Annotated in this window: 13 protein-coding genes; 9 read left to right on the plus strand and 4 right to left on the minus strand. The window is 66.1% G+C overall.

Annotated elements, in window-relative coordinates:
- Window positions 1-40: 40 nt before the first annotated feature.
- The 4 genes from BO1_RS45100 to BO1_RS45120 all read right to left on the minus strand — a co-directional run bounded on the left by BO1_RS45100 (window position 41) and on the right by BO1_RS45120 (window position 4,579).
- Window positions 41-643, minus strand: a complete 603-nt coding sequence (locus tag BO1_RS45100; protein WP_245644086.1) for a dimethylamine monooxygenase subunit DmmA family protein — start codon at window positions 641-643, stop codon at window positions 41-43.
- A gap of 26 nt (window positions 644-669) precedes the next feature.
- Window positions 670-2,346 (minus strand): APC family permease, encoded by a 1,677-nt coding sequence (locus BO1_RS45105; RefSeq protein ID WP_028223200.1) that lies wholly within the window; start codon window positions 2,344-2,346, stop codon window positions 670-672.
- A 149-nt stretch (window positions 2,347-2,495) separates the two neighbouring features.
- Complete coding sequence (locus tag BO1_RS55475) at window positions 2,496-3,599, minus strand: heme-dependent oxidative N-demethylase family protein (protein ID WP_043289000.1); 1,104 nt, start codon at window positions 3,597-3,599, stop codon at window positions 2,496-2,498.
- 23 nt (window positions 3,600-3,622) lie between these two features.
- Window positions 3,623-4,579, minus strand: a complete 957-nt coding sequence (locus tag BO1_RS45120; protein ID WP_028223201.1) for a PDR/VanB family oxidoreductase — start codon at window positions 4,577-4,579, stop codon at window positions 3,623-3,625.
- 508 nt (window positions 4,580-5,087) lie between these two features.
- Between BO1_RS45120 and BO1_RS45125 the strand changes: the two genes are divergently transcribed.
- From BO1_RS45125 to BO1_RS45165, 9 genes are all read left to right on the plus strand, one after another.
- On the plus strand, window positions 5,088-6,200 hold the full coding sequence (locus BO1_RS45125) for an aminomethyltransferase family protein (protein WP_028223202.1): 1,113 nt from the start codon (window positions 5,088-5,090) through the stop codon (window positions 6,198-6,200).
- A 77-nt stretch (window positions 6,201-6,277) separates the two neighbouring features.
- Window positions 6,278-8,470, plus strand: coding sequence for an oxidoreductase (locus BO1_RS45130; RefSeq protein WP_028223203.1), 2,193 nt, complete (start codon window positions 6,278-6,280; stop codon window positions 8,468-8,470).
- Between the two features lie 220 nt (window positions 8,471-8,690).
- Window positions 8,691-10,892 carry a heterodisulfide reductase-related iron-sulfur binding cluster gene (locus tag BO1_RS45135; protein WP_028223204.1) on the plus strand — a complete coding sequence of 734 codons (2,202 nt, stop codon included), beginning with the start codon at window positions 8,691-8,693 and terminating at the stop codon, window positions 10,890-10,892.
- Between the two features lie 121 nt (window positions 10,893-11,013).
- Window positions 11,014-12,627 carry a hypothetical protein gene (locus BO1_RS55480; RefSeq protein WP_052409839.1) on the plus strand — a complete coding sequence of 538 codons (1,614 nt, stop codon included), beginning with the start codon at window positions 11,014-11,016 and terminating at the stop codon, window positions 12,625-12,627.
- Window positions 12,624-13,424: an electron transfer flavoprotein subunit beta/FixA family protein gene (locus BO1_RS45145; protein WP_028223205.1), complete on the plus strand. Its 801-nt coding sequence runs from the start codon at window positions 12,624-12,626 to the stop codon at window positions 13,422-13,424. The genes BO1_RS55480 and BO1_RS45145 overlap by 4 nt, the downstream gene beginning before the upstream one ends.
- On the plus strand, window positions 13,421-14,380 hold the full coding sequence (locus BO1_RS45150; protein WP_028223206.1) for an electron transfer flavoprotein subunit alpha/FixB family protein: 960 nt from the start codon (window positions 13,421-13,423) through the stop codon (window positions 14,378-14,380). The genes BO1_RS45145 and BO1_RS45150 overlap by 4 nt, the downstream gene beginning before the upstream one ends.
- Before the next feature lie 141 nt (window positions 14,381-14,521).
- Window positions 14,522-14,719, plus strand: coding sequence for a hypothetical protein (locus BO1_RS60840; protein ID WP_028223207.1), 198 nt, complete (start codon window positions 14,522-14,524; stop codon window positions 14,717-14,719).
- 36 nt (window positions 14,720-14,755) lie between these two features.
- The gene (gene narL, locus BO1_RS45160; RefSeq protein ID WP_028223208.1) at window positions 14,756-15,400 is read left to right on the plus strand and encodes a two-component system response regulator NarL; all 645 of its coding nucleotides are present in this window, start codon (window positions 14,756-14,758) and stop codon (window positions 15,398-15,400) included.
- Between the two features lie 209 nt (window positions 15,401-15,609).
- Window positions 15,610-17,712 (plus strand): sigma-54-dependent Fis family transcriptional regulator, encoded by a 2,103-nt coding sequence (locus tag BO1_RS45165; protein ID WP_052409840.1) that lies wholly within the window; start codon window positions 15,610-15,612, stop codon window positions 17,710-17,712.
- Window positions 17,713-17,897: the final 185 nt, after the last annotated feature.

Below are 17,897 nucleotides of genomic sequence, written 5' to 3' on the forward strand. Positions count from 1 at the left end.
CCGCGAAACCAAGTTAAGGCCAACGCCAGAAATCGGCCTGTCACAACCAGGTCTGCTCAACTGCCGGAAGCTCCCCAGGCACTTCAGCATCGGCCTGCACGCCCATAAACGCGGCCAGTCTCCGCGAAAAGTGATCGCGCACGAACAGTTTCCTGCCACAGCCCGTGCACGGCGTCACATTGGTCGTCACGCCTTCGCTCATGGAGCGACAGTGAATGCAATACACACGCCGCTGCAGGCTCCCGCTATGCTCCACCTTCACCGCCTCAGGCGCGACACCGCCCCGCTCGGCAACCTGCCGCACCGACCAGATAAAAGGCTCGGTCCCGAGCGCATAAAGCCGAATCCCGACCCGCGCGCCGCGCAGCGCTTCACCGAGCGCGCCAAGCAGCTCGCCCTCGCCATCAAAGTGCCGCGCCACCGCGTGAGGCAACGCGCAAACACCGCCCGCACCCGCCTGCGCCAGGTCCCCATCAACAGACCAGACTTCGACCGGCACGCTGCCCAGCGTGCCCAACACCTTCAACACGCGATCACGATCGGCCTCGGTGGCGCCCGAGGTCAGGAACCAGTGCTGCGTGCCCTGCGGGTCGGCCTGAATCGGCACGTACTCCGGGCGGCTCTTGTTAAGCGAGGTCATCATCGGGGCGCCCTCCGTTGGCATGAGTATCAGTAGACACCGAGACTATGGGTGACCACAACCACAGCTACGCCGGCCGCGATGGTCAAGTAAGGCAATATGCCAGCGCGCTTCGCGACTTTGCCGTTGCTGAGCAACTCCATGTCCTCTTTCATCGTGTCGGGGAAATGCCCCTTGTCAGTCACGTAGTGGCGGAACAGGAACACCGGCAGGATCAGCGCGGCAAAGCACAGGCCCGAAACCAGCGTGCCCTTGCCCCAGGTGTCCGCGCCCATGCCCATCAGCGCGAGATTGACGAACGAGAACAGCGTGCCCAGCACGATCAGCCAGTTGGGCGCGCGGAACGGCCGGTTCCAGTCGGGGCGGTCGAGACGGTGAATCCACGCGGAATTCAGGTTCAGGAAGTTGAAGATGATGTAGCCGACATTGGACATGGCCAGCACGAACACATAGTCCGACATCAAGAGCAGGATCAGGTTGAAGCACAGGTCGGTCCACATCGCGCGGGTGGGCGCGCCGTGCTCGTTCACGTGCGAGAGATACTTCGGCAGCCATCCGTCCACCGAGGCCTGATACAGCGTGCGCGAGGAGCCCGCCATCGAGGTCATGATCGCGAGCACGAGTGCGAGCACCAGCATCACGACCAGCACGCGCTCGACCAGCAGGCCGCCGTGGATCATGGGCGCCATCGCCTTCGCCACGCCCGAGCCGCTGTAGATGTCCGGCGAAAGCATGCCGCTATAGACCGCAGGCGTCACTACGTTGCCAGCGGCGTCCTTCACGTCGGGCGAAACCATATGGCCGAGGCCGAGCACGCCCTGGAACGAGAGCGGCACCACCGTGAACACGAAGATGCACAGGAGGCCTGAGTACAGGATGGCCTTGAACGTGTCGACCTTCGGGTCACGGAACTCACGCGTATAGCAGACGGCTGTCTCGAACCCGTAGGTCGACCAGGCGGCCACGAAGAGGCCCCCCGCCATCAGCGTGACCGCCGCGCGGTCCCATGTGCCGTCGATGATCTGCCCTGCGCTGTCCTTCGCGAACGGCACCAGCGGAAACAGGTTGTGCAAGGGCACGTCGCCGGTAAAGAGCGGCACCGTGCCGACGAGAATCAGCGGAATCAGCGCGGCCACGCCAAGAATGGTCTGGATGCGCGCGGCGTTCAGGATGCCGCGGTGCTGGATCGCGAAGGTGACGAGCAGGATGGCGGCGCCGAGTATGAACGTTGCGTTGATACGCAAGCTCAGGCCGGTGCGCAGCCAGTCCAGACTCACCAGCGTAATCTGCCAGGTATTGATGGCGGAGTCCGCGGGAAAGAGGACCGAGAGCACGTAGCCCGCCGCGAGCCCCGAGCCAATCGCGAGCACGGGCGACCACGCGAACCAGTTGCACCAGACCGAGAGCGGCGCGAACAGCTTCGAGTAACGCACCCACGCGATGGCGCCGTAGACCGACGCACCGCCCGACTTGTGCGGAAAGAGCCCCGCGATCTCCGCGTACGAGAACGACTGGATGAAGCCGAGGCCGATCGAGATGATCCAGACGGCCCACGAGAGCTTGCCGACGGTTGCCGCGATCGAGCCGATCGAGAACAGCACCAGCGCCGGCACTCCGCTGGCCACCCAGAATGCGCCGGTCCAACTGATTTTGCGCTGTAACGAACCCTCCGGTTCGACAACGACATCTTCGGTAATCGTATTCATAGATCTCTTCCTTTCTCTGATGAGGGACCGCTGGGTGGCGGCAGGAATACGGAACTCAGGAGATGCGACCGCCGCCATGGCGCGCACCGTAGACCGGCGCCGCGTAAAGCGCGGCGCCGGACACGGCACGCGGCATGACCACGAAGAACTCAGGACCCGGCGAAACTCGCCCGTGCTTGGGACTCGTCGAGCGGCGGGCTCAGACGGTCGACCTCGGACTGCGTGCCGGGCGTGGTCGGTGCGCCGTCGTCGAACTGCGCGAGCCATTGGCACGCCGTCTCGCGATAGCGCACCAGCCCCTTGTATTCGGCAAGCTCGGGCGGCAGCGTGCTCAGCACGCGATGCAGGCGCTTGCCCCATTTCGGCACCCGCGCGAGCTCGTCGAGGCCGATCAGATAGCAGCGCACGCCGAACAGGATCGCGTTGCTGCGCGGCAGCCTGAACAGCGTCTGCAGCTCGACGCGCAAATGCAGCTTGCCGCCGACGTTCTCCGGCGTGATGCTCGCGCGGTCCGGGCCCCACTCGGGGTAGTGCTCGGGCGAGGTGTCCAGACGCGGATTGACCGTCATCGTCCAGTTCAGGCGCCGCACCGGCGCACCGGATTGCAGGCGCAACAAGAATTTCAGCGCGCGCTCGAAGATGCCGGCCTGATGGGCAAGCGGCACGGGACCGTGCCACTCCATGAAGCTCATGCCGAGGTCGAAGTCGAGCGACCAGTCCGCCTGGGTCGTCACCATGCCCCCGTCCATGAACAGGTTGTCCTCGCGATGATCGAGCAGGACGTAGTCGCCCTGCGCCTGGCGCGTGATGTACTCGAACGGCGGGCACGGCAGCGTGTCGGCGTCGCCGAACACGAACGATTGCGTGAGCCCGAGCGGGCGGTTGGTCCAGTTCCAGCGTGTGCCGTCGCGCTCGAGCTGGAAATGCTCGGGGTAATCGTGCGCGAGGCTTTCCATGATCAGCTCGAGCGTGTCCCACTGGGCGGCATCCATGTGGTCCAGCACCTGGCAGCGCAGCGGGTCGTGTTCGAGTGTCAGCGCGCGGTCGCGGCATTCGGCAATGTAGTGCTCGTCGATATCGAATGCGGCCCGAAGCACCGTCCCGGGCGCGCCGCTCGTGTGCGGCTCGATATTGACCGAATACATGTAGCGGTCTTCCGGGAATGGAAACGGAAAACGCAGGATGGCTTCTTCGCTGTTGCGATACGTGTAGACGTCGCGAAACGACTCGTCGGGCTTGAAGGCGATGGACATGGCGTTGGGCTTCCTCGTATTCGTCAGATGTTCAGCACGAGACGCTCGCTGCGCGCACGCGACACGCAAGGCAGCACGTTGCAGTTCGTCGCGCGCTCAGCGGCACTCTGGAAGAAGTCGCGATGCTCGGGCTCGCCTTCCAGCACTTCGAGCGAGCAGGTGCCGCACGCGCCGCCGCGGCACATGTACGGCGCGTCGATACCCGCCGCTTCCAGTGCTTCGAGCAGGCTCTGGTCGGCGCCTACCGCCACCTCGCAGCCGCTCTTCGCGAGCACCGCGACGAACGGCTCGCCGTGCGACGCGCCGCCGAAGCTCTCCTGGTGAAAATGGCTCTCGGGCCAGCCGCGCGCGCGCGCAGCCTGGGCGAGCCCTTCCATCAAGCCGAGCGGACCGCAAGTATAGAGATGCGTGCCGGGCGGTTGCGCCGCCAGCAGTTCGCCAAAGCGCGGTTCGACATCCTGCAGGTCGGTGTAGATGGCCACGCCGCCCACGATGCGCTCGGCGATCAGGGCCTCCAGCGCCTCGGCGTCCTCGGGGCGGCAGCACAGATGCATCTCCACGCGCGCGCCGCTCGCGGCCAGCTCCGGCAGCATCGAGAGGAACGGCGTGATGCCGATGCCGCCCGCAACGATCACATGCTTGGTCGCCAGGCGCGCGAGCGGAAAGAAGTTCGACGGCATCGAAATTTCGAGCTCGCTGCCCTCGTGCACCTGCGAGTGCATGAACGCCGAGCCGCCGCGCGAGGCCGGTACGCGGCGCACCATGATCTGATACGCGTCGCGCTCGCCCGCCGCCTTCGTCAGCGAGTAGGCATTGCGCCAGGTGCGCGCCTCCCCACGCATGGTCACGACAACATGGCTGCCTGCGGAATACGCAGGCAAGGAGCCGCCTTGCGTCGGCACGAGCGTGAAGCGCCGGATATCGGCCGTGATGCTCTCCACACGTTCGACGCGTACTGGTATCGCCTTGGGTCCGTTCATGCCCGTTGATCCTCACGTCAGGTGAGCGCGCAGCCGGTGAGAGCCTCATGAGAGACCGGGCGAAATCACGCCCATCTCTCACTCAAGACTCCGAGCCGGACATGCGCATTCGTGGCTGCGAATCTGTACAAACAGAATCGGCGAGCAAAAAAGGGAGAGCAATGATTCATTGGGGGTAGCCCCTCGGCTACGCCCAGGAGGGTGCATTCCAGCGCTCGCCATGCAGCGCAATGTCCATCTGGCGGGCATGCGGGGCTTTTCAAGGTATATGCACGCTTACGCGAAAGCCCGTGTTGCGGCGCATTTGAAAGGTTCGCGCGGCGGGCCGAAGTAGCACGCCTACCCACTCGGAGGTAGCGCCACGGGGCGATTGTGACGCCGATTTTAACGACTCAGACTGATTGCCATCCAGCGACTCTCCAGCGGCCCTCGTCAAGGCCTACCGGCCCCGCTTCGTCGGCCTTTATTCATGTGAGTCACGCAAGACTCTCAACCTCGGGAAAACGCTATGACAAGGCAATCAATTCTGAATATCCGCCATCGCGAACTGGGCTCGAAGCTGGACGGCGATATGTGGAACGACATGCCGCTGCCCTGGTACTACAACAGCGACCCGAACGACGAAGTGGTCGCCGTGCGCTCCACCGCGGGTCTCTACGATATCAGCGCGCTGAACATCCTTCGCGTGAGCGGCCCCGATGCCTGCGCCGTGATCGACAGCATCTGCGCCATCGACGTCACGAAGCTGAAGCCCGGCACCGCGCGCCTCGCGGCGGAAGTCGACGAACGCGGCGTCGTGTGCGATGACCTCATGGTGATCTGCGACGCGCCGAATCAATACCGCATCTCGCACGGCGGCGGCACGACCCAGGACCATCTGCGCCGCGCCGCGCAGGGCCGCGACGTGCAATGGCAGCAAGACTTCGACGTGCACATGCTCTCGCTGCAAGGCCCGCGCGCCGCGGCCATCCTGCAGCCCCATATCGGCATCGATCTCGCGAAGCTGCCGTATTTCGCACACGTCGAAACCCAGCTGTTCGACCGCAAGATCATCATCTCGCGCGGCGGCTATTCCGGCGAGCAGGGCTTCGAAGTCTCGTGCAGCGCGAACGACGCCATTGCGTTGTGGGACGCCATTCTCGAGGCAGGCAAGCCGCTCGGCATCGTGCCGGCCTCGTGGACCTCGCTCGAGCTCGCGCGCATCGAAGCCGCCCTGCTCTTCTACCCCTTCGACATGCCCGAGGGCGACGTCACGCCGTGGGAGCTGAACCTCGACTGGATGATCGACGTCGAGAAGCCCGGCGACTACATCGGCAAGGCGGCGCTGCTCAATGCGCGCGGCAAGGAGCGCTTCAAGCAGGCCGGCGTGCTCGTGAAGCACGACGGCGCGGTGGCGGCCGGCGCGAAGATCTTCATCGGCAAGGAGCAGGTGGGCGTCGTGACGAGCGCGACGTTCAGCCGGTATCTGATGCAGTCGCTCGCGATGGTGCACCTGAAGCCCTCGCATACGGCGCTCGGCACCAAGGTCGAGATTCGCGACGCCTCGGGCACCTTCTCGGGCACCGTCACCCGCACGCCCTTTTACGACCCGCAACGCGTGCGCACCCGCGTGGCGGCCTGAGTTTCGACTCAACCTCGCCCCACCCTCGACTCACGTAGCCCAACAAGCACATTAAACACATCAGGAGATACGTCCCCATGTCCCGCGATCCCCGCTATGACGTGCTGTTCGAGCCCATCCAGATCGGCCCGAAGACGTTGCGCAACCGCTTTTATCAAGTCCCGCACTGCATTGGCGCGGGCAGCAACCTGCCCGGCTTCCAGGCCGCGCACCGCTCGATGAAGGCCGAAGGCGGCTGGGCGGCGATGAACACCGAATATTGCTCGATCCATCCCGAGTCGGACGACACGCACCGCCTCTCGGCACGCATCTGGGACGAAGGCGACGTGCGCAACCTGCGCGCGATGACCGAGGAAGTCCACAAGTATGGCGCGCTCGCCGGCATCGAAATGTGGTACGGCGGCGCGCACGCGCCTTGCATGGAAAGCCGCGCCACGCCGCGCGGGCCGAGCCAGTACGCTTCGGAGTTCGAAACGCTCACGTACTGCAAGGAGATGGATCTCGACGACATCCGCGACGTGCAGCAGTACTACGTCGAGGCGGCGCTGCGCGCACGCGACGCCGGCTTCGATATCGTCTACGTCTACGGCGCGCACTCGTATCTGCCGCTGCAGTTCCTCTCGCCCTACTACAACAAGCGCACCGACGGCTACGGCGGCTCGCTCGAAAACCGCGCGCGCTTCTGGCTCGAAACGCTCGAGAAAGTGCGCCGCGCCGTGGGCAGCGACTGCGCGATCGCCACGCGCTTCGCCGTGGACTCGCTCTACGGCGCCGGCGGCGTCGAAGTCGAGAAGGACGGCATGAAGTTCGTCGAAATGGCCGACTCGCTCGTCGACCTGTGGGACGTGGACGTGGGCGACATCGCCGAGTGGGGCGAGGACGCCGGCCCGTCGCGCTTCTATCTGCAAGGCCATCAGGTCCCGTGGACCAAGTTCATCAAGCAGGTCTCGAAGAAGCCGGTGCTCGGCGTGGGCCGCTTCACCGATCCGGAGAAGATGACCGAGATCGTCACGAAGGGCTATGCCGACATCATCGGCGCGGCACGGCCTTCGATCGCCGATCCGTTCCTGCCGAAGAAGATCGAGGAAGGCCGCGTCGACGACGTGCGCGTGTGCATCGGCTGCAACGTCTGCATCTCGCGCTGGGAAATCGGCGGCCCGCCGATGATCTGCACGCAGAACGCCACGGCCGGCGAAGAGTATCGCCGCGGCTGGCACCCGGAAAAATTCGAGGAATGCAAGTCGAACGACTCGGTGCTCGTGGTGGGCGCGGGCCCGTCGGGCTCGGAATGCGCACGCGTGCTGATGCAGCGCGGCTACACGGTCCACCTCGTGGACAGCGCGGAGAAGATCGGCGGCCATCTGAACAGCGTCGTCACGCTGCCGGGCCTCGGTGAATGGGGCTACCACCGCGACTATCGCGAGACGCAGATCACGAAGCTGCTGAAGAAGAACAAGCAGAGCCAGCTCGCGCTCGGCGTGAAGCCGCTCACCGCCGATGATGTGCTCGACTATGGCGCGGAAAAAGTGGTGATCGCCACGGGTTCGCATTGGGTCGGCGACGGCACCAACTGCCTCACGCACGATCCGATCCCCGGCGCCGATGCTTCGCAGCCCGATCAATTGACGCCCGAGCAGGTGCTCGGCGGCAAGAAGCCGATCGGCAAGCGCGTCGTGATCCTCAACGCGGACACCTACTTCATGGCGCCGAGCCTCGCCGAGAAGCTCGCGGCGGCCGGCCACGAAGTCACGATCGTGAGCGGCGTGCATCTGGCGAACTACATGCACTTCACGCTCGAGTATCCGAACATGATGCGCCGGCTCCATGAGCTGCACGTGACCGAGCTGGGCGACCACTTCGCGAGCCGCATCGAGAAGGGCCGCATCGAGATCTACAACATCTGGGGCGATGGCTCGAAGCGCACCTACCGGGGCGCGGGCCAACTGCCGCGCGACGCGAACAAGACCCACCGCTGGCTCGAGTTCGACTCGCTCGTGCTCGTCACGGGCCGCCGCTCGAACGACACGCTCTACCGCGAGATCAAGGCGAAGCAGGACCAGTGGGAGAGCAAGGGCGTCAAGGGGGTATACCTGATCGGCGACGCCGAAGCACCGCGCCTGATCGCCGACGCGACCTTCACGGGCCACCGCGTCGCGCGCGAGATCGAGGAAGCGAACCCGCAGTTCCCGCTGCCGTACAAGCGCGAAGTGGCGGTCTGGGGCACGCCGCACCTGCCCGAAGGCAATTACCAGATCGTCTACAAGAAGTAAAAAGGCGGCGCTCGCCCGGCGCTCTGCGTGGGACCGCAGTCAGTGCTCAAGCACTCACTGCGGACCGACGTCAGGCCGGGACGCGCCCCGCCGCCATGGCGCCCGCATCGCCGGGCACCACGGCGCAGTGGCCTCGTCAGGCGCGCTCGACGGCCTGGCACGGGCGCGCTTTGCCTGAAATAAGCGCACCCCTTTCCCCCATTCATCAAACGGACGAGCCATGCAGACCCCAGCGACTTTCGACCCCGCGACCGTCACGCGCATCCTGTTCGAAGGCTTCCCGTCGTTTGCGATCGCGCTGTTCTATCTTATCGGCCTCACGGCCGTCGGCGTATTCGCGTGGGGTGTCTACGTCCAGATCCGCAAATACCGGCGCGGGCAGCCCTTGTCGAAGTCGTTCGGCAAGATCGATCTGCAGGCGCGCTTCAAGGACATGGTGCGCGTGGTGCTGAGCCACCGCACCGTCGCGCGCCGCGACCCCGCCGCGGGCCGCGCGCACCGGATGATTTTCTACGGCTTCGCGGTGCTGTTTCTCGGCACCGCCACCGTCACCGTCGACTACGACATCACGGCGCGCTTTCTCGGCTTTCACTTCTGGAACGGCGACTTCTATCTGCTGTTCAAGCTCGTGATGAACGTGGCGGGCGTCTCCATGATCGCCGGGCTCATCTACATGATGGCGCGCCGCGGCTGGATCAAGCCGCCCAAGCTCGACTACAAGCGCCCCGACCGCCAGCCCGGCGACCCCGACTACGACCGCAGCGGCTACCGCCGCGAAGACTGGGCGTTCCTCTGGACGCTCGTGCTGATCGGCATCACCGGCTTCGTGCTGAGCGGGCTGCGCCTCGTCTGGCTGCAAGACCGCGCGGTGGTGTGGGACACGCGCTGGTGGTCGCCGGTGGCCGCCCTGCTCGCCGAGATCTTCAAGGGCGTGGGCGTGAGCGCCTCGGCCGCCTACGTGATGCGCACCGGCCTCTGGTGGTTTCATGGCCTGCTCGCGCTCACCTTCATCGCGCTGATTCCGTACACGAAGGTCAAGCACATCTTCACCGCCTCGGGTTCGCTCATGATTCGCGATCCGCTCGCGGCACAGCGCCTGCCGCGCATCGAGGCCGCCGAGGTCGTGGAAGGCGCGCCGGCAGGCAGCGAGCGGGTGGGCTACAAGACCATCACCGACTTCACCTGGAAGCACCTGCTCAATCTCGACGCCTGCACGAAGTGCGGCCGCTGCCACGAGGCCTGCCCCGCGAACGCCGTGGGCGCCCCGCTCTCGCCGCGCGACGTGATTCTCTCGCTGCGCGAGTTCGCCAACGAGGCGCTGCAGAAGAACACCTTGCCCGACGAAGTGAAGCTCGACGTGCATGGCAAGGGCATCGGCCAGGTGTTCATGGAAACCGTCTGGTCGTGCCGCACCTGCATGGCCTGCGTCGAGATCTGCCCTGTGGCCGTCGAGCACGTGCCGATCATCGTGCAGATGCGCCGCAAGCTCGTCGAGGACGGCGAGATGGAACCGCAGGTGCAAAAGACACTGCAGGCCATCCACAAGAACGGCAACTCGTTCAACGAATCGAAGCGCAAGCGCGCCGCCTGGACCAAGCCGCTGCCCTTCCAGATCAAGGACGCGCGCAAGGAGAGTGTCGATCTGCTGTGGTTCGTCGGCGACTATGCCTCGTTCGATCCGCGCAACCAGCGCGTGACGCAAGGCTTCGCCACGCTGCTGCACAACGCCGGAGTGGATTTCGGCCTGCTCTACGAGGGCGAGTCGAACGCGGGCAACGACGTGCGCCGCGTGGGCGAGGAAGGGCTCTACGAACTGCTCGCCGAGAACAACATCGCCATGCTCGGGCAGTCGAATTTCCGCCGCATCGTGACGACCGACCCGCACTCGTACAACACGATCCGCAACGAGTACCCCGACTTCGGCGGCAAGTACGAGATCGAGCATTACACGAGCCTCGTCGCGCGCATGCTCGCCGAACGCGTATTGAAAGTGAAGCGCAAGCTCGGCTACCGCGTGACCTTCCATGATCCGTGCCACCTCGGCCGCTTCAACAAGGGCTACGACGCGCCCCGCCAGATCCTCGCGGCGATCGGCTGCGATCTCGTGGAGATGCCCCGCTCGCGCGACAACTCGTTTTGTTGCGGCGCCGGCGGCGGCCGGATCTGGATGAGCGATCCGGTCGGCAAGGAAAAGCCCTCGCAGAACCGCATGCACGAGGCCGCGCGTATCGAAGGACTGGAGGTGTTCGTCGTCTGCTGCCCCAAGGATCTGACGATGTTCGAGGACGCGTTGAAGACGAGCGGCTACGAAGGCAAATTCGTCGTGCGCGAGCTGATCGAGCTGATCGCCGAGAGCCTCGCGGAGGCCGCCGACGACGATGCGGGTCCCGCTGGCGACGTGCGCGCCATCGCCGCTGCCTGATGTTGCCCGATCGCTACCTGAGCCCCGGCGAGGATTGCCCGAGATGACGCCCAGCACCGCCACCCCGCAAGACCGCGCGCACGCGATGCACGGAAGGCACGCGAGGCATGGGACGCACGAGATGGAAAAGACTCACGCACCGCACGAGTCGCACGAAACGCGCGAACCGCACAAGGCGCACGAGCGACGCGCAAGGCCGCGGCGCGCGCGCACGCCGACGATGCGCCGGCACTGGCGCGAGCTGGTCGAGCTCGCGCTGGCCGCCGACGACATCTACGCGGCCGCCGCGCTCTACCCGCACGCGGACGACGCGGACCGCGAGCGGCTCGGCGCGCGGCTCTTCGTGGCGCGGCGCGACTGCCTCGCGCTCGCGGCCTGCACCTTCGCCCACGGCGCGGTGCTTGCCGAGCTCGCGCGGCTCGCGACGGCGAACCGTGACGAGACGCTGAAGTTGCGCCTCGCGAGAAACCCCGCCACGCCCGGCGATGCGCTCGCGCGTTTCGCCGACACGCACGACGCCCCCGCACCGCGCCTCGCGTGCCTGCTGGCGCGCCACGCGCAAGCGCCGCGCGCGCTGCTTGCCACGCTCGCGGCGCAAAGCGAGGACCTCGACGTGCTGCGCGCGCTGTGCGAGAACGTGGGCGTGCCCTCGGAGCTGCTCACGCTGGTCGAGCAGCGCGGCATTGCCGTGCTGCAGCGCCTGCTCGCGATCCATCTGGCGACCGATCCGCAAACGCTGCTGCAACTCTGGAAGAGCACGCACACGAGCGCGGTGCGCGCCCAGGTGCTGCGCCATCCGTGCTGCCCCGAGACGCTGCTGCACACGCTGCCCTCGTCGCCGGCCGAGCGGCGCAGCCTCGCGCTCCAGGCGCGCGCGCCCGCCACGATCCTCGCGCAGCTCGCCCGCGACGAAGACCCCGGCGTGCGCCGCGCCGCCGCGCTCAATGCGAACACGCCCGCCGGCGCCTTGATCGGGCTGTGCTTCGATGCGCAGGCCATCGTGCGACGCGTGGTGGCCACGCGCCGCGACTTGCCGCTCAAGGTCGTCGAGTGGCTGATCGGCAATGACGATCCGTGGGTGCGCCGCACGCTCGCGCGCAACCCCGCCTGCCCGGCCGAGTGGCTCGAGCGGCTCGTCAACGACGCCGAATCCGAAGTGCGCCGCGCGGTGGCGCGCCACCCGGACTGCCCGGCGCGCCTCGTCGCGCAACTGGCCGGCGACCCGGTGCCGTGGGTCCGCGCGGGCGTCGCGATGCGCGAGGACCTGCCGGGCGCGCTGCTGCGCCGCCTCGCCGCCGACGAAGACGTCGACGTGCTCTCCGGCATCGCGCGCCATCCCGCGACCCCGCAGGCACAGCTCGCGCGGCTCGCCGCCCACCCCGTCGCGGACGTGCGCCGCGGCGTGATCCTGAATCGCGAGGCCTCGCGGCGGGTGCTGCTGCAGTTGCGCCACGAGCCCTACCCGCTGCACCGCGTGCTGGTGTTCGAACACCCCAATCTCACGGATGCCGACCGCTGGCGCATGCGTTTCGACCCCGACCGCGAGGCCCGCGCGCGCCTGTTCGGTTATTTCGGGCGCGCGCTGGGCCCGGTCGTGTCCGCCGCTGCCGGAGCGCCGCCGCCCCCTGCCGCTTCCCCCTATCCGCTGGATGACGATGCACTGCAAGACGAGCTACACGAGCAAGACACGCAACACGATTCGCCCTGTCCGACGAACACGATGGAGTCAAGATGAAAATACTAGTCACAATCAAGCAGGTCGCCTCGCTCGATGAAGACTTCGAGCTGAACGACGACGGCCGCGACGTCAGCGCCGATTTCCACGTCTTCGACCTGAACGAGTGGGACCACTACGCACTGGAAGAAGCGATGCGCCTGAAGGAGGGCGCGAACGGCGACGTCGAGATCGTGGTGGCCACGGTCGGCCCCGAGAGCGCCGACGACGAGCTGCGCAAGTGCCTCGCGAAAGGCGCGGACCGCGCGATACGGATCTGGAGCGACGAGCTCGAAGACGCCGATCCGGTCGCCATCGCCCGCGTGCTGGCCGCGCTCGCGCGCAAGGAAGCGCCGGACATGATCTTCGCGGGCGTGCAGGCCTCCGATCACGCCTATGGCGTGACCGGCATGGCGCTCGCGGGCCTGATCGACTGGCCGCACGCGGCGGTGGTGGCCGGGCTCGATTACGCTCCGGGCGCGAAGACGGCCACCGCGCGCCGCGAGCTCGAGGGCGGCTCGTACGCCACCGTCGAAGTGCAGTGCCCCGCCGTGCTGACCATCCAGCTCGGCATCAACACGCCGCGCTACGCGTCGCTGCGCGGCATCAAGCAGGCCGCGCAGCGGCCCATCGAAACGTTCACGCCGGACGCGCTCGGCCTTGCCGCCAGCGAAACTGGCGCGGCGGGATCGCTCTCGCGGATCCGGCGCGTCTATGTGCCGGCCACGGGCCGCGCGCAGATGATCGAGGGCACGCCCGCCGAGCAGGCGGCACGCCTGGCAGGCCTGATCAAGGAATTCAGGGGAGAAACGAAATGAGCGGCATTCTGGTCCTGGTAGAACACCGTCAAGGGCAACTGCGCCCGGTCAGTCTCGAAGTGCTCGGCGCAGCCGCGCAGGCGAAAGCCGCGAGCGGCGAAGCGGTCACGGTCGCCGTGCTGGGCGCGCAGCCCAGCGCCTGGGTGGAAAGCCTCAAGCTCGCGGGCGTGGACGAAATCGTCACCGTGGAGACGAGCGCCGACGCCTTCGACCCCGAAGTTTACGAAAACGTTGCGCGTGCACTGATCGAGGCGCGCAAGCCCTCGCTCGTGCTGCTGCCACACACGATCGACACGCTCGGCTATGCCGCCCCGCTCGCGGCCAAGGGCAACTACGGATTCACGACCGACGCGTTCGGGCTCGCGCGCGACGGCGCGGACTGGCTCGCGACGCGCTCGGGCTACGGGCAGAAGGTCAACATGGAGATCGAGTTTCCGGGCAAGGAGACCACGATCGTGACGCTGCGCCCCGGCGCCTTCAAGTCGCCCGAAACCGCCGCCAGTCCCGCCGTGAGCACCTTCGCCGCGCCGGCGCTCACGCCGCGCAGCAGGCACCTCGCGTTCGAGGAGCCGGCGGCGAGCGGCGACGTCGACATCCCGGGCGCCGAATTCATCCTCTCGGTCGGCCGGGGCATCGGCGAGGAAACGCACGTCGAGCAATTCCGCGAGCTCGCGGAGACCGTGGGCGCCACGCTCGGCTGCTCGCGCCCGATCGCCGACTCGGGCTGGCTGCCGAAAGCGCATCAGGTGGGGCAGTCCGGCAAGACCGCGGCGGCCTGCAAGATGTACATCGCGATGGGCATCTCGGGCTCGGTGCAGCACATGGCCGGCATGAAGCACGTGGACAACATCATCGCCGTGAACACCGACCCCGAAGCCTCGATCTTCACGATCGCGCGCTACGGCATCGTCGGTGACATCTTCGACATCGCGGAGGAATTGCGCAGTCACTTTTAGGCGTAACAGAGCATTGCGGGGGAAGTGAGAAGAGATTGGGGCTGGCCTGCCATGAGCCAGCCCGTTTTTTTTCTTACGATTGAATTTTGTCCATCGGGTATCCACGCGTAGACTTGAACCTCTAATCAAGAAAAGATCCGGTTGCTGTGCCTGCTGTGCCTGCTGTGCCTGCTGTGCCTGCTGTGCCTGCTGTGCCTGCTGTGCCTGCTGTGCCTGCTGTGCCTGCTGTGCCTGCTGTGCCTGCTGTGCCTGCTGTGCCTGCTGTGCCTGCTGTGCCTGCTGTGCATATGCAATGACGCAGACATGCGCGTCAAGACACGGATCACGCCGTTCCAGTAGAGACAGGTAGTCTGGTTAACGCGCCAAGGAAGCTCCATGCCCCCCCATACCGTTCTGCTTATCGACGACCATGCCCTCTTTCGCAAAGGCGTCGCGCAGCTCATCCAGATGAATCCGCTATTTTCGATCGCGGGCGAAGCCGCTTCGGGTCGCGAAGGGGTCGAGATGGCCACGCGCCTGAAGCCCGAGATCGTGCTGATCGACCTGAACATGCCGGAAGTGAGCGGCATCGAGACCCTTCAATTGATGCGCGATGCCGACGTGAACGCGCGCTTCATCATGCTGACCGTCTCGGACCACGAACGCGACGTAGTCGCCGCGCTGCGCGCGGGCGCCCACGGCTACCTGCTCAAGGACATGGACCCCGAGGACCTCTGCGTCACGCTGCAGAAAGCCCTGGCGGGCGCCGCCGTGCTCAGCGACGCGGTCACGGGCAGCCTCGTGCATGCCCTCTCGGGCGGCCAGCGCATGCCGGCCGCGCAATCGGACCTCACCGCGCGCGAGGTCGAGGTACTCGACTACCTCGTCGAGGGCATGTGCAACAAAGTCATCGCACGCAAGCTCGGCATCAGCGTGGGCACCGTCAAGGTCCACGTGAAGCACGTGTTGCGCAAGCTCGACCTGCATTCGCGCCTCGAAGCCGTGGTATGGCGCCACGAGCACGGCTCGCGCGAGCGCTGAAACGCCACTGTCCCCTCGCGCCTGCCAGAGTCCGGAACGGCTGCATGACACGCGGCTACCCACAAGGGGGTAGCCCCATAAGGCGAATTGTCACTGGATATTTGACTGCAAATAATTGGACACAAGCTGGCCGCAGCGCCGCCGTTCAACGGTGATGCGACCGTCGATGTGCCCATGAATGGCAGTCGAAGACTCCGGAGACACGTGTCATGCAGTCAACCCAATATGCCGAAGAATGTATTGAGCGGCCTGCCCGCGCGAGCGGCGTCGACGGCGTATTGCGCCAGCGGCTCGGACATTACGAGCCGAGCGCGGCCATCGTGCGCTCGTGGACGCGCTGCCTGAACGACTACGGGCTCGACCCGGACACGTGCCGGCCGCCGCCCGTGCTCACGAGCGCCGAGCTCGCGCAGCGCCGCGAGCGCCAGGCGGATCTGATCGGCTGCGCGAAGCTCGAGATGACGACGCTCTATCAGCAACTGGGCGACGCCGATCTCGCGGTCGTGCTGAGCGACGCGGACGGCGTGATCCTGCATCTGGTGTCCTCGACGAGCTTCGCGGAGCAAGTGGAAGACTGGGGCTTTTGCGTGGGCGCGCTCTGGAGCGAGCGCGAAGCGGGCACCAACGGCATGGGCACGTGCCTGGCCGAAGGCGAAGCGCTCGCCGTGCGCCAGCACGAACACTTCTTCTCGCGCTATGCCGCCCTCACCTGCTCGGCCGCGCCCGTGTTCGACGAGCGCGGCGTGCTCGCGGGGGTGCTCGATGTGACGAGCCGCTCACAGCTGCAGCAACAGCATTCGCTCGTGCTCGTGGGCATGTCGCGGCAGATGATCGAGAACCGTCTGCTCGACGCGCGCCACACGCAGGCGCACATGGTGCATTTTCATAGCCGCCCGGAATTCGTGAATACGCTGCACGCCGGCAAGCTCACGATCGACGAGAGCGGGCTCGTGCTCGGCGCGAACCGCAGCGCGCTGTTCCAGCTCGGCTTTGGCACGCTTGCCGAGATCGCCGGCAAGCGCATCACCGATCTCTTCAACGCCACGCTCGCGGACCTCGTTGCGCGCAGCGTGCAGAGCTCGTTTCACCCGGTGGCGGTGTATCGCGCCCATGCGCCGAACCGCTTCTTCGCTGTTGCGCAGGCGCCGCTCAAGCAGCCCGCAGCAAGCGTGGGCCGGCCTCGCGCACAGACGCAAGCCGCGCAGGAACCCCAGGCGCCGCAAGAGCGTGAGATGGCCGCGCTGCGCCGCGAGGGCGCGCGCAACCGCGCGCGCAATTCTGAAGGCCCGCGCCAGGGCGGCCCGCGTGTCGAGTTTGGCGACGCGCATCTCGCGAGCCAGCTGAGCCTCGGTGAACGCGTGATCGATCGCGGCATTGCGGTGCTCGTGCGCGGCGAGACGGGCTCGGGTAAGGACGTCTTCGCCAACGCGCTGCACGCCGCTAGCGCGCGCCGCGAAGGGCCGTTTGTCGCGATCAACTGTGCGTCGTTGCCCGAGCATCTGATCGAGAGCGAGTTGTTTGGCTATCGCGCGGGCGCATTCACGGGCGCGCAGCGTGAGGGGCGACGCGGCAAGATCCTCCAGGCCAACGGCGGCACGCTCTTTCTGGACGAGATTGGCGATATGCCGCTTGCGCTGCAGGCGCGGCTGTTGCGTGTGCTCGAGGAGCGCGAAGTGACGCCGCTGGGCTCGGAGGCCGTCATTAAAGTGGATTTCCAGCTCGTTAGCGCGAGTCATCGCGATTTGGCCGCGCTTGTTGCTAGCGGGCAGTTTCGTGAAGACCTCTATTACCGGTTGAGCGGTGTTGCGCTGAGTGTGCCGCCGCTGCGCGAGCGTGAGGACAAGCTGGCGCTGATGCTTCATCTGCTTGAGCAGGATAATGAGGTGGCGCCGATGCTCGGCAAGGATGCCAGGGAGATTTTGCTGGCCAGTCATTGGCCCGGGAATGTGCGGCAATTGCGGAATGTGTTGCGGACGGCGGCCGCGCTGTGCGAGGGGCCGGAGCTTACTGCCGCGCATTTGCCTGCGGATCTTGTGCGAGGTGCGGGGGTGGGGTTGCCCGCTGTGCAGCGAGGGGATGCCGGTGCGTGCGCGCCGGGCGCGATGAGGTCCGATGCGGGCGGCAATATTGATCAGATCGATGAGAGCGACGAAGAATGCGAGCCTCTCAATGCAATATTGCTGGCCGAGCGCGAAGCGCTTATGGGGTTACTCGATACGCATCGGTGGAATGTTAGCGAAGTGGCTAACGCGCTCGGTGTTACGCGTAATACGCTGTATCGGAAGATGCGGCGCGTGAATATCAAACGCTGATGTTGCTTTTAAGGCTTTAGCCTTAACCTGTTTTCGCGGCGGGCCGCAGGCGTTGCCCCTGTGCGGGGCGGCACCTACTTTTCTTTGCAGCCGCAAATAAAAGTAGGCAAAAGAAAGCGGCTCACACCGCTAGTGTGACGCCGTCCCCCACTGCCCTGTAAATCGGAGCGGCTCCGGGGCATCCG

Origin of the sequence: Paraburkholderia oxyphila NBRC 105797, from assembly GCF_000685075.1 — a bacterium.
GTDB classification, from domain to species: Bacteria; Pseudomonadota; Gammaproteobacteria; order Burkholderiales; family Burkholderiaceae; genus Paraburkholderia; species Paraburkholderia oxyphila.